Here is a 12,509-nt window from a genome sequence, read left to right as displayed (position 1 = left end):
ATCTGGGGGATATATTAGACTCACCCTAAAGTTAGGGCCGCCGCAGCTTATGACTTGAAAAATAAAGTCTTAGACTGTGGCGGCTTTATTGGAGAAATTAGGAGGTAGACATTATGATTAACGTGGAACCAATTGCTTTTGTTAGAAACAGTAGAGAAACAACAGAAGATGATTATTGGGGTGAAGTGATATCCACTATTGAGCTTGCAGATGGATATACGGAGCAAAGTCTTGTGGGCATCGAAGATTTTTCACATGTGGAAGTCATCTTTTACTTTGACAATTTTCACAAGGGCGGTTTTTCTTATGGTCAAATATCAATATTAGCTTAGAAAATAAAGTCGTCGACTTCCTTTTATTATTGAGTTATCGTTCCCACTTAGTTTTACCCATCGTTTATCTTGATATGAATAACTTTAATCAAATCCCACAATTACTCCAATATTAACTTTCCATCGAATCTTTTATAATCCTCAAACACTCTTTGATTGGATTAGCTTCATCCTCTCTTGCACTATATTTACTGATAGCACAAAAGTGCTACTTCTAGATCGAAAGGCTCAATTTAAATAGATTTCACAGGATATTTGTAATTAAATGGCGAATGTTTCCATATGAGGTTAGGGTTAACTGTAAAGTGAGGTGAAAGTTCTTGAAATGCCTCGTCATTACATTAATTTTGCTTACATTTCCTTTCTTGGCGGGAATCCATTCAGCTCATGCTAAGGAAACCTTGGCTTGTTGCATCGAGTCATTGAATATAATCATTCAACCGATAGCAGAAACGGTAACTGATACCTTGAATCCAATCACGGATACAGCTGGGGAGCTGACGGATAAAGTTGTGCAACCGGTCGCAGAAACGGTAACCGATACGTTGAATCCAATCACGGATGCGGCTGGGGAGCTGACAGATAAAGTTGTGCAACCGGTCGCAGAGACGGTAACCGATACGTTGAATCCAATCACGGATGCGGCTGGGGAGCTGACAGATAAAGTTGTGCAACCGGTCGCAGAAACGGTGACTGACACGCTGAAACCGGTCACGGATGCGACTGGGGAGCTGACGGATAAAGTTGTGCAGCCGGTCACAAAGTCGTTGACTGATACGCTGAAACCGGTCACGGATGCGACTGGGGAGCTGACGGATAAAGTTGTGCAGCCGGTCGCACAGACGTTGACTGATACGCTGAAGCCGGTCACGGATGCGACTGGGGAGCTGACGGATAAAGTTGTGCAGCCGGTCGCACAGACGTTGACTGATACGCTGAAGCCGATCACTGATGTGGTAGAAGAGCTAACGAATGCAGTTGTGCAACCAGTCGCAGAAACAGTAACCAATTCGCAGAAGCCGTTCGCGGAAGATGTTGGTGTGCAGTCAGTGTTGTACTTGGATAGTTCGCCCGCTGGGAATGATTCTTCGGATAAATCACCGACTCCGAAAGATAGTTCTTTGGGAATAATACCTTCATCCACCCCTTTATTGCCTGTTGCGAGCCGTTTAGAAACTGCGGGAGGTTCCTATACCACAGCAATTCAATCTATACCGAAGCCTACGCCGCTTTTATCCAAGGAAAAAGGTCACCAAACGGCAATCGTGAATTCGTCAAATAAATTTATATCTGCAAACACAAGTCAATTTCCGGAAAGAGAACCGTTCCCGACCATACCGTTATCAGAACCTACAATGCCTCCACCTGCATCGAATCTAGGCTCGCTGTTGCCTTTGCCTGCTAGTGCCAAAAATGGCAATGCCAAATCTTTGTATGCAGGAAGTGATTTCAAAGCGGTTCTGATTGATAAATCCGATCCTATGATACCGTGTAGCCGAATGTTATGGCATTGCCGGATCCGACATTATTTAAGTTGGTCTCATGCTCCGCCGCTCCGTCCTCCTGTCGCTCCTGCTCTCGATTACTGATTCAGCCAATCGAGAACAAAGGAGTGTAATTAAGAATGATATGCACAAAAGCCAAGATCAAGTTAACGTTAAACGACAAACTGATTATTGTGAATGCTTTGGTACAATGGTCAAAGAAGACGGAAAGTCGGTTTCAGTCCAGAATGAACCGCGAGCTGGCGAAAAAAATAATAAACAAAAATGTGATAGACACTTTCGATGGTCAGGAGCTAACCATGATGGCAATTGCTTTGGAACAGGCGGCGGGCAGCTCACCGAACCCTCAGTATAAGCAAATGTATAAGCAAATGGCTCGGAAATTGATGCTTGAAAAGAAAGAATTCCACCGGAATGCATTTCAAGAGTTATCTAAGCGTTATCTGTATAACTAGTTAAACAAGTACTGCGTTGTGGTAAAATAAAGTTTTAGACTGCTCTTATGATTAGGTCAGCGGTAGCCATGGACGTGAAAATAGTCCTAGACTGCCGCTTTTTTATTGATCACATATTATAAAAAAAACGCGATTTACATGGCCACTAAAGTGACTTTAATTGGCTTATTTTCCACGCGCTACTGCCCTTTAGTTCAACGAAAAAGCAGCCGATCTTTAGGGCCGGCTGCCTCGCTGTTCGTATTGTATTAACGTTCTCCGATAGCTTAATCATTTCGAGCAATATTCCGAATAATCAGTTCAGGTGAGTTTGAAGTAGAGCACCAATCGAAATGCGAATGTCCAACAAACGACGATGCCAAATGTGCACATGAATGTGTCATTAATTCAAGTCCTAATCTTGAGGTGTTTAATAATACTAGGTCTTTATCAGCATCAATTCTTAACTGTTTTTCATATTTCCAGCTTTCCCATTTACCCCAAAACCCCTCATCCTCGTTATCTTCAGTATTGACGTCCATTTTCTCTTTCACTTTAGAGCTCTTAAGAGCCAATTTTATTTGCTTGATAAGCTTTCTATCTAAGGGAGTGACAGCACCATTGAAGATAAATAGGTCAGCATTCTCGGGTCTTTTCCTTTGAATATAAAGCACATCATCAGTATCAAGACAGTGCTTAAGCAGGGCCGATAGTAAAAACATCTCAGGCGAATCTTTAGCGTCAATAAGTAAAAACCGCCCCATTTCTTCTGTCACAATTATCCCAATTTCTTGTTGGTGTAGATGAATGACTTTTAAATCGAGTGCGCCTACTCTAAGTTCGTTTCGATTTAAAATCATATGGTTAATACCTCCATCAAATGATTGCTTGCTTATCATTAGCTTGCATTTAAACTAACTCTTATTTCTTAGCAGACTATAATGATTTATTGTATTAGTAACACTAGAGCCATTTTGCAAATCAATTATCTCTCTAAGTTTCATGTTCCAGCATTTTATGTTTAAAGCGCCGCATAAAACTTGGCAAATTCGTAGTGCTTCAGTTACGCTTCCCTCGTCTCGATAAATATTAGTTCTTATTGAAATGTCTTCAGCTTCTTCTGTAAAATTTCCTGTATTAAGCTCAATTTCAACCTTGTATTTCCCATCAAAATAAAGAAAATAGCATTCATCATCAAAAGTATTCCATGACTTCAATGTTGAGTCATTCTGGATATGAACCGACTTTCGGAGTATATCTACAGCTTGATAAAAATTGAATTTATTTTCTCCAACAAACTCTATACCCTCTTCCGAGATATTTGGAACGTTCCCTATTGGAAACAGAATAAATTGATAATCACCAATCGCCATAATGGACACCTCATAAATGATTGAGTGCTAATTATTATTTCAAGATATTTCCACGTTATCCTGCCCGTTAGCTTAACGCCTACACCAGTCTAATACTTTATTTTCATTTAACAAAAAATGTTAGGTGATATAAAAGTCTGGAACCAGTTTTGTTGATTTTACTGGGTTTGCCGCGGCACGTTATAAAGACGAAAAAAAGAAAGTGTGGAACCACTAAAAATCATCTTGTTATTAAAGTTAGAAACCGCACTTCAAACGACATAATCTAAAATACTAAGAAAAGTTATGAAACCCCTTCTTCATTCATCAATATCTTCTTTAATGACCTGTAGTTCTTAAAAACTTCTAGCAAAATTGTAATATAATATTTACCGGGTATATATTTCTTAATACCTCTCAATAAAATCCCGACTTTTGTCCCCTCAAGCCTAAGACTTCCACGGAAGAACGATCAAGAAACAAACGAAGATGGAGTTCCCCAACCAGTACATCCACAAAAACCTGACGAATGCCCCGGGACCTTTGCCCGAATGGTTTCGGTCAAACGTAAGCATGCAAGTATTCCGATCGTATGTAAGGACGGTTGCTTCTTGATACGAAAAAGAGAGCCTAAAGGCCAATGTCATTAAGTTACGTTTAGAGACTGGACTGGTTGGCCCGCAAGCTCCCTCCTCTTAATCCTCCAACTGTATCCACTTCGCATACAGCCGATCCAGATCCCCCTGGGCCGCTTCGCGCTCTGCCCATAGGCGGCTCAGCTCCTCAGGCACCGGATTCGCCAGCGCCTGATCGAACCCGCCGAGCCGCGCCTCCGCTTCCGCGATGTCCCGCTCCAGCCGCTCGCGCGCGAACGCAGCCGTGCTGCGTGACTTTCCGCGCGGAACAGAGGCCGCACGCGGCTCCGCCTTGGCCGCCGCTGCCTGTGACCCTGCTCTGGCGGACTTCGCAGGTGGAGCGGCATCCCCCTTGCGCGCATGTGCCGCGCGCAGCTGTGCGCTTGTCGCTTTGTAGTCATCAAAGCTGCCCAAATAAACAGTGATGCGCCCTTGATCCAGCTCCCAGATTTTCTGAGACAGCCGATTTATGAAGTAACGGTCGTGCGTCACTGCAAGCACCGTGCCCGGAAACTCCTCAAGCGCTTCCTCTAGCGCCTCCCTTGAGACGATGTCCATATGATTCGTCGGCTCATCTAAAATAAGCAGATTCGGCTTACGCAGCACGAGCAGCGCCAGCCGCAGTCGCGTCCATTCTCCGCCTGAGAGGGAGCTAACCGGTTTGAAAACATCTGCGCCATAGAACAGATAAGCCGCTAGCCGGCTTCTCGCTTCCCCTTCTTCCAGCTTCGCTTCCTCACAAAAATAAGCCAGCACCGTTTTCTTCTGGTCCTCAGGGTACTCCTGCTGCGCCAAGTAACCGATGTCCACGCGCGCGCCTATGTCCAGCTCGCCGCCATCCGGCTGTACCTCGCCCAAAAGCATTTTCAACAGCGTCGTTTTCCCTGAACCGTTATGCCCCAGAAGCATCACTTTCTCGCCATACTCGAGCAAGCCGCTTGCCTTCCGCAGCAGCACTTTGTCCCCATACTGCTTGCTTACGTCATCAAACACAATGACCCGCTTGCCCGAGCGATCATCCACCTTCAGCCCGAATTCAGCGGCCTTCGGATCGAGGACAGGACGCTTCAGCTTCTCCATCCGGTCCAATGCTTTCTGCATCGATGCCGCTCTGCGGAAAAACTTATCGTTCCCTCCGATACGCCCCCACTCCATGAGCTGTTTGATCGTCTCTTTCATTTTCTTGATGACCTTCTGCTGCTCCTGATAATCCGCGAATTGCTGCAGCAGCCGGACTTCTTTCTCCTTCATGTACCCCGTATAGGATGTCAGATACGACGAAGACTCCCCGTCTTCCAACTCGACAATTTTGGTGACGACCCGATCCAAAAAGTAGCGGTCATGAGAGACAATGAAACACGCGCCCTCATAATGGGTCAAGTATTCTTCCAGCCATTCAACGCCAAATAAATCGAGATGATTCGTTGGCTCATCGAGCAGCAGCACATCCGGCTTGCCGATCAATTGGGAAGCAAGCGCAATCTTGGTCTTCTCCCCTCCGGACAGCGAGGCGAAGCTTCGTTCATACACTTCGCGGGCAATGCGGAGTCCGGTTGCCACCTGGTCAATTCTGGCATCCAGCTCGTAGCCGCCTTCCCGCTCAAAACGCTCCTGCAGCTGCGCATACCGCCCAAGCAGCTGATCAAGCCCGTTGATAGCCAACGGGTCCGACATGCGCTGCTCAAGCTCCGTCATCGCGGCGCGGCACTCCAGCAGCCCCGCAAAACTAGCCGCGAGCACATCATACACCGTGCCGCTCTCCCATTCCGTCGGAATCTGGGCTAAGTAGCCGATTCGCGTATCTTTGCGCACCGTTAGCAGCCCCTCGTCCGGCTTTTCCATTTTGGAAACGAGGCGCAGCAAGGTCGATTTCCCGCTTCCATTTCGTCCGACCAATCCGATTCGTTCGCCTTCGTGAATCTCAAACGTAACGTCCGCCAGCACCAGCTGGGCACCGTGGTATTTCTTTATATGTTGACCATTTATCAGTAACATCGTGAAGGATCCTCCTTGGTTATGAAAGACCCCCTCCTGAACATCTTGAACGCAGCAAAAAAGGCCGCAGGAAAATTCCTACGACCTTCAGCGGATCATCCGATTGAGGTTAAGGTAGGTGTCTTTTCGTGAGTTGTGATACCGTATGAACAAATTTGGACAGACTTCTCCCGTTGCACGCAAATGCATGAACGATGCCAGCCATCGCGATAGGTAACTGGCTCACACGGTTGTTCACAAACTCTCGATTCATCCTACCTTCACCTCCTTTTCTTCACTATGTACAAAATCATATCATAACCATCGGTCAATTCGCAACCGCAAAACACCCGTCATCCGGGCCTAATGCTCGCTTCGCATCTTGTCCGTCACTTCCAGATAAAGCACTTGCAGAAACTTTTTGATGTTAATTTTACTTTTCTCCGATTTCAAATTCTCATCGATCTCTTTCATTTTCAACCGAACATCCTGAAATTCAAAATAGAGCGGCGCATAATGCTCAAATTTCGGATTGCTGTAATCCGTCAAACCGATGCTGGCTATATGGGCTAAGGCAACCATAACTGCACGACGAATACGCTGCTCGACGGCTTTCCCTTCCTTTTCCACATCAGCTTCTTCCAGTTTGTGGCTGCGAGCCGCCGTCTCGTACAGCTCCTTCAGTGGCGGGATCCCGTCACCTCGATGATGCTTCGTCAGATGCTCGATAATGTCCGTCACATCCCGACTCCCGCTCTCCCCGACAATGCCCATGTCCATGAGAATGGGTTGGACGATCTCGCGCACGCTGCGCTTTTTACGAGGGCTCTCCGGACTGAGGTTCATTAGGCTCAGCTTCGTCAAAGAGTCCTGAATCTCCTTCAGGGAACGGCTGATCTTCCACTGTTCGTTGACCTTGGAAAGCACCGCTTCCACTTCGATTTTGTTAATCGGCTTTTGAATATAGTATTCGACGCCGGCTTGGTAAGCCTTGCCGATCATCTCTTTATTTTCTATCTGCGATATCATGACGTATTTGCCTTGAAAACCTTGCTCCTTGAGCCGAATAATCGTCTCAATGCCATCCTGATCCGGCATCAGCAGATCAATGACAACGACATCAGGCGACGTTTCGAGCAGCACTCTTTCGCCTTCGCTCCCGCTGCCTGCCGTGCCTACGACTTCGCCTAACCCGCCTTTTTCAATAATTTTGTGCAGCATCAATCTGCTTACCGCATCATCGTCCACAATTCCGAAAGACAGCATGATCTCTACGCTCCTTTTTTCAACGTATCGGTCAATACGATGATCACAAAAGTTGTCTGAGCGCCAGGCTCATCAGAACGCAAATGAATATCCCCGCCTAAGGAATGAACAATATCCCGTACGTGAGAAAGCCCGATGCCGGTTGCAGCAAAACCTTCCTGATTAAATTTCGTTGTGAAGCCCGGCTCGAAAATCATATCCTTTTCCAGATGAGCAATCCCCGTCCCCGTATCCGAGACCGTCAGAATCGTTTCTGCGCCGCGTTCGTATGCACTTACGTGAATCGTCCCCTGATCCTCGATCGCTTCCACACTGTTGGACAACAGATTATTCATGACCGTCAGCAAAGGAAGATAGTGATCGGAATCATAGTTAATGCGCAGATCGGTGGTGAATTGAATCCGTTTGCCGATCATCCCGCTGTATCCCTGATTGGATTTTATCGCGAACTCTATAATTTCCGCCAGCCTCATATTCGAGGCGAATTCCCGGTCAAACAGCTTTAATAAGCCGGCAAGGATGCGCTGCGAGTCTTTTTTCACCTCATGGATCTGTTGCGTGATTTCCAAAATCGTGCGGGCATAACTTTTCAGCCCCGTGCCGTTCACTTTTTCGTATAAATTGTGGCTTTTGGCCGTCAGCTGCTCAATCGTTTCCATGGACTTACGCAGGTAGAACACCTCGCCATACAGTCCGCTGTTCGTATTTAACATCTGCTCCATCCGCTTCTGCTGCTCACTGTGAAGGACTCTCATCTGATGGATGGTCACGCTGCTGTAGATGCCAACCACAAAATAGCTTCTTACGAGGGCAATCACCGAAATGTAGACTAACTGCTGCGAAAACTTGTAGGGTGCATCGAAAATGACGCTGCGCGCCAGCAGCTCAATCTCATTGGACATGAGATCAATGAGCGACAGAAATAAGCCAAGCACGAGGGGATGGAATTTCACCATATTCTGCTTTATCAAGCTCATCCCTACCGCAAAAGCCATATAGTACAGCATCGCTGGCAAGTGGGTCTGCATGCTCCAGCCAAGCGATGCAGCTCCGTGTGTCATAATCCCCGCCTCTATGGAGCGAAACAGCAAAACGGTAATGCCGGTAATAAGGCCTGTATAGATAGAAGGCAAATGTTTGAGCAAAAGCAAGCACAGAAGAAAGGTGCTGCTCCCTAGACCGATCCGAAACACTTCGCCGCTGAAGGGCGTTATTTTGAACTCGCCGGCAATCGCCGTCACAATGGCGATCAGAATCATTTGTAGCCCTTCATTTTTCAAGCGTCCCAGCCGATCACCCCCTAGATGAGATCCCATATCTGCCCATCGGAATCCCGATCTCGTAGTTGATGGAACCCAGCACCATGAATGTAAGCTCGCTTCTTCTTCCTGCTCAAATTCTCTACACCATTCTCGCTTCAAATCTTCGCGCCGCCAACGATAAGGCATAATTGACAGCAAAATAAAGCACAGCCACGACAAACAGAATTGGTATGGTATAGCTATAACTTTGTCCAATTACTATTTTCGCATGATGCATCAGTTCAGGCAAGGAAATAACAATGGCAAGAGATGTATCTTTGAGCAGGGAGATAAACTGGCTGACGAGCGGAGGAACCATACGGCGAAGCCCCTGTGGAATCACGATATGCCAAAGCGTCTGGACATAGCCGAGTCCAGACGAACGAGCGGCTTCGATCTGCCCTTTGTCGATGGAGTTGAGCCCGCTTCGCACAATTTCCGCGATCATCGCCCCTTCAAAAAGCGTTAGCGCCACAATCGTCGCATTCATCGGACCTAGCTTAATACCGATATCCGGCAGGGCAAACCGAGCGAAAAATATGATCAAAAGTAAAGGCAAGTTACGAAGCAACTCTACAACTACGCCTAAAACAGGTGAAACGATGGGTATTTTCGTATAACGGACCGTTCCCACAACGCAGCCTACAATAAAGCTGAGAATGATGGCAATCAAGGCAACTTTTAGCGTCATGTAAAACCCTTCGAGAATAAATCTCATATTCTCCACAGAGAAAGCATGCAAAATATCCATTCATTCACCCCCTCGCCAGCTTACGTTCTAGATACAAGGCACCGTAGCTTAGCGGCAGTGTTAAGAGCAAATAAAGCACAGCGATGAAAATATACGTATCAAATGTGGCGTACGTCTCGCTCGCTATCATGTCGCCGAAATACATAAGATCAAGGCCCGCAAACACCCCTAGCACCGACGAATTCTTAACTAGGTTAATAAATTGGTTGCTCAGTGGCGGTATGACGATTTTGATCGCTTGCGGAAGGACGACATGCCACATCGCTTGCCCGTAGGTCAGACCAGAGGACCTTGCGGCTTCCGATTGGCCGAGCGGGACAGACATGATACCGGCCCGAATCGCTTCGGCGATGAAAGCTGCCGTGTAAACCGTCAGGCCCAAGGTTCCGCAGACGAAGCCGCTCAAGGTTACACCCAGGGAGGGCAAGCCATAAAAGAAGACAAAAACCACGAGCAAGAGCGGAATGTTTCGAATGAACTCCACGTAAGCCGTACCTAGCCATCGCAAGGGCTTTACGGATGAGATCCGGCAGATGGCAATCAACGTCCCCAGAATAAAACTGCCGATTAATGCAATGAGACTAGCCCAGATGGTGTTTACAAAGCCTTTCATAAAAATATCCATGTGATCGGTAAAAATCGAAATATCCGGCATCGGCTCACGCCCCCCTCATAGACAGAAGATGGGCAGCTTGCGGCCACCCATCTGATCTTGGTTATTTGGATGGCGCCTCGCCGATCCATTTCTTATAAATCTTGTCGTATTCGCCGTTGGATTGCAGCTTCTTGAGACTGTCGTTGACCACGGTTTGAAGCGCTGTTTCGCCTTTTTTCATCGCGATGCCATAAGGCTCATCCGTGAACGGCTCACCGACAACGGCAAAGTTCGGATCCTGTGCCACCATGCCATAGAGGATCGCATTATCCGTGGTCAGCGTGTCCCCTTGTCCTGCTTTGAGTGCGCTGAAGGCATCTTGGTAGTTATCAAACTCCAGTACCGTCGCTTCCGGTGCTTTGGCTTTAATGTTTCCAACGGACGTAGCGCCTTTTACCGCCAGTACTTTGGTGCCTTTTTTAATGTCGGCAATCGATTTGATCGGGCTGCCTTTCTTCACTAGCAGGGACTGTCCCGCTTTAAAATAAACATCGGAGAATTCAACCTGCTTTTTGCGCTCGTCCGTAATCGTCATCGTGGCGACAATCATGTCGATCTCCTTGTTGTCGAGCATCGGAATACGCGTTTTGGATGTTACTTCCTTCAGCTCGATTTTCTTCTCATCGCCGAGAATTTCCTTCGCAAGCGCTTTGGCGATGTCCACGTCGAAACCTTCGACTTCTCCGCCTGTCGGATTTTTCAAGCCGAACAGCTTCGTGTCGTATTTGACGCCAACGACCAGCTTGCCTCTGCTCTTGATCTCATCGAGTACCGATGCCCCGCCTGCAGGCTTGGCCGTGCTTGGCGCGCTCGCGCTTGCTGCCGGCGAGCTTGCTGGCGCACTGGCTGCGCCTCCCGTTGTTGATGTCGACGCACACCCTGCCAATGCGAATATGGCTGTTAACATCACGATAAAATTCCACTTTTTTGCTATCATAATATTTCATCTCCTCATTATTTATGATTCAAAACGCGGGATTCATGATGCAGAACGAATATTAGTGATTTAAAACGCGGTTGAGGAACAGTCGTGCCCGCCCTTCTTTCGGATTGACAAAAAATTCCTCCGGCGGCGATTCTTCAACGATTTGCCCTTTATCCATAAAAATAACACGATCCGCCACTTCCCGGGCAAAGCCCATCTCGTGCGTGACCACAACCATCGTCATTCCATCATGCGCCAGCGCCTTCATGACGTCCAGCACCTCGCCCACCATCTCTGGATCCAGCGCCGATGTCGGTTCATCAAACAGCATAATTTTCGGCTTCATCGCCAGTCCCCTGGCTATCGCCACCCGCTGCTGCTGACCGCCTGAAAGTTGCGAGGGATAGCTTCCGGCTTTGTCCTGAATGCCTACCTTCTCAAGGTAGTACATCGCCGTTTCTTCCGCTTCCTTCTTCGGTAGGCCGAGCACTTTCATTGGCGCAAGCGTGATGTTATCAATGACCTTTTTATGCGGGTACAGATTAAAATGTTGGAAAACCATCCCAATGTCTCGGCGCAGCTTGTTGATATCCGTCTTTTTGTCACTGACTTTGCACTCGTTCACGGTCAGTTCGCCGCTGGTGATCGTCTCCAGCCGATTGATGCATCTGAGCAGCGTACTTTTGCCTGAGCCTGATGGACCGACGACGACGACAACTTCCCCCTGCTGGACCTGGAGATCAATTCCTTTGAGCACATGAAAATCGCCGTAATGCTTCTCTACTTGCTGGAATGAGATCAATGGAACCCCCCCTTCACGTAAAAGCTTAACGATGTAAACTATTTGTCATGTTAACTCACACTTGATGTCTTTAAATCTTAATGTCAAACTATGGAATCTTATACAATCCGACATGGGACAAAAAAAGATTTAAAATTTTTGTTAAGACGGGGCGGCGGCCTATAGTATAATTAACCGTCTCATCGGTGGGTGAAACAATGGGGTTGGGGTGAGCAGGGCGGACGGGCGTAGCGCGGGACGGCGGAGACGGGGCAGCAGCGACGGGCGCAGCGCGGGACGGCGAGGCCGGGGCGGAAGCAGCGGGCAGCCGGCGATTATAGTACGGATGCTGATTGATGGGAACTACGATCCTCTATTTCGCCGATTTAGGTGGAAACAAGGAGGCGGATAAGACCCTGTAGGTCCGCCCAAATGCTGAAAACAGCCGATTGGGATCAAACAACGGCTTGTAGTTCCCTTTTGCTGGAGTAGCTATAGCAAGGGGAAAAAGACCGTTAGGCATTCAGCCTGACGGTCTGTCTATGTTGTACAAACCATTCTGCCTTCAAATCGTTCATACTAAATAACCGATCAAATT

The 12,509-nt window shown here is 47.5% G+C and carries 11 protein-coding genes and 1 pseudogene; 3 read left to right on the top strand and 9 right to left on the bottom strand.

From position 1 onward, the window contains the following. Nucleotides 1-113: 113 nt before the first annotated feature. The 3 genes and pseudogenes from ABE504_RS31605 to ABE504_RS31595 all read left to right on the top strand — a co-directional run. Nucleotides 114-278, top strand: a pseudogene (locus ABE504_RS31605) (tRNA (N6-threonylcarbamoyladenosine(37)-N6)-methyltransferase TrmO); the annotation flags it as partial. Between the two features lie 521 nt (nt 279-799). Next, entirely contained in the window at nt 800-1,921 is a 1,122-nt protein-coding gene (locus tag ABE504_RS31600) for a hypothetical protein (protein WP_430096551.1), read from the top strand. Nucleotides 1,922-1,956: 35 nt separating this feature from the next. Then, nucleotides 1,957-2,292, top strand: coding sequence for a hypothetical protein (locus ABE504_RS31595; protein WP_430096549.1), 336 nt, complete (start codon nt 1,957-1,959; stop codon nt 2,290-2,292). A 266-nt stretch (nt 2,293-2,558) separates the two neighbouring features. On the opposite strand, the gene ABE504_RS31590 is transcribed toward ABE504_RS31595, so the two are convergent. The 9 genes from ABE504_RS31590 to ABE504_RS31550 all read right to left on the bottom strand — a co-directional run bounded on the left by ABE504_RS31590 (nt 2,559) and on the right by ABE504_RS31550 (nt 11,932). Continuing rightward, entirely contained in the window at nt 2,559-3,131 is a 573-nt protein-coding gene (locus ABE504_RS31590) for a hypothetical protein (RefSeq protein WP_430096547.1), read from the bottom strand. A 54-nt stretch (nt 3,132-3,185) separates the two neighbouring features. Beyond that, complete coding sequence (locus tag ABE504_RS31585) at nt 3,186-3,644, bottom strand: hypothetical protein (RefSeq protein WP_430096545.1); 459 nt, start codon at nt 3,642-3,644, stop codon at nt 3,186-3,188. 674 nt (nt 3,645-4,318) lie between these two features. Further along, nucleotides 4,319-6,253, bottom strand: coding sequence for a ribosomal protection-like ABC-F family protein (abc-f, locus tag ABE504_RS31580; protein ID WP_430096543.1), 1,935 nt, complete (start codon nt 6,251-6,253; stop codon nt 4,319-4,321). A gap of 342 nt (nt 6,254-6,595) precedes the next feature. Further along, the gene (locus ABE504_RS31575) at nt 6,596-7,498 is read right to left on the bottom strand and encodes a response regulator (protein ID WP_430096542.1); all 903 of its coding nucleotides are present in this window, start codon (nt 7,496-7,498) and stop codon (nt 6,596-6,598) included. 5 nt (nt 7,499-7,503) lie between these two features. Then, nucleotides 7,504-8,757 (bottom strand): sensor histidine kinase, encoded by a 1,254-nt coding sequence (locus ABE504_RS31570; protein ID WP_430096540.1) that lies wholly within the window; start codon nt 8,755-8,757, stop codon nt 7,504-7,506. A 142-nt stretch (nt 8,758-8,899) separates the two neighbouring features. After that, nucleotides 8,900-9,550 (bottom strand): amino acid ABC transporter permease, encoded by a 651-nt coding sequence (locus tag ABE504_RS31565; RefSeq protein ID WP_430096538.1) that lies wholly within the window; start codon nt 9,548-9,550, stop codon nt 8,900-8,902. A gap of 4 nt (nt 9,551-9,554) precedes the next feature. Next, nucleotides 9,555-10,205 (bottom strand): amino acid ABC transporter permease, encoded by a 651-nt coding sequence (locus ABE504_RS31560; protein WP_430096536.1) that lies wholly within the window; start codon nt 10,203-10,205, stop codon nt 9,555-9,557. 61 nt (nt 10,206-10,266) lie between these two features. Further along, complete coding sequence (locus ABE504_RS31555; protein WP_430096535.1) at nt 10,267-11,142, bottom strand: glutamate ABC transporter substrate-binding protein; 876 nt, start codon at nt 11,140-11,142, stop codon at nt 10,267-10,269. Nucleotides 11,143-11,203: 61 nt separating this feature from the next. Beyond that, on the bottom strand, nt 11,204-11,932 hold the full coding sequence (locus ABE504_RS31550; protein WP_430096533.1) for an amino acid ABC transporter ATP-binding protein: 729 nt from the start codon (nt 11,930-11,932) through the stop codon (nt 11,204-11,206). Nucleotides 11,933-12,509 lie beyond the last annotated feature (577 nt).

Source organism: Paenibacillus oryzisoli (genome assembly GCF_050467285.1).
Taxonomy (GTDB): Bacteria; Bacillota; Bacilli; order Paenibacillales; family NBRC-103111; genus Paenibacillus_E; species Paenibacillus_E oryzisoli_A.
This window is presented reverse-complemented; position numbering and strand designations above follow the sequence as displayed.

Excerpts from the sequence above, each read along its gene's own strand:
- ABE504_RS31595 (WP_430096549.1), top strand. The coding sequence starts at position 1,957 with ATGATATGCACAAAAGCCAAGATCAAGTTAACGTTAAACGACAAACTG.
- ABE504_RS31590 (WP_430096547.1), bottom strand. The coding sequence starts at position 3,131 with ATGATTTTAAATCGAAACGAACTTAGAGTAGGCGCACTCGATTTAAAA.
- ABE504_RS31585 (WP_430096545.1), bottom strand. The coding sequence starts at position 3,644 with ATGGCGATTGGTGATTATCAATTTATTCTGTTTCCAATAGGGAACGTT.
- abc-f (WP_430096543.1), bottom strand. The coding sequence starts at position 6,253 with ATGTTACTGATAAATGGTCAACATATAAAGAAATACCACGGTGCCCAG.
- ABE504_RS31575 (WP_430096542.1), bottom strand. The coding sequence starts at position 7,498 with ATGCTGTCTTTCGGAATTGTGGACGATGATGCGGTAAGCAGATTGATG.
- ABE504_RS31570 (WP_430096540.1), bottom strand. The coding sequence starts at position 8,757 with ATGATTCTGATCGCCATTGTGACGGCGATTGCCGGCGAGTTCAAAATA.
- ABE504_RS31565 (WP_430096538.1), bottom strand. The coding sequence starts at position 9,550 with ATGGATATTTTGCATGCTTTCTCTGTGGAGAATATGAGATTTATTCTC.
- ABE504_RS31560 (WP_430096536.1), bottom strand. The coding sequence starts at position 10,205 with ATGCCGGATATTTCGATTTTTACCGATCACATGGATATTTTTATGAAA.
- ABE504_RS31555 (WP_430096535.1), bottom strand. The coding sequence starts at position 11,142 with ATGATAGCAAAAAAGTGGAATTTTATCGTGATGTTAACAGCCATATTC.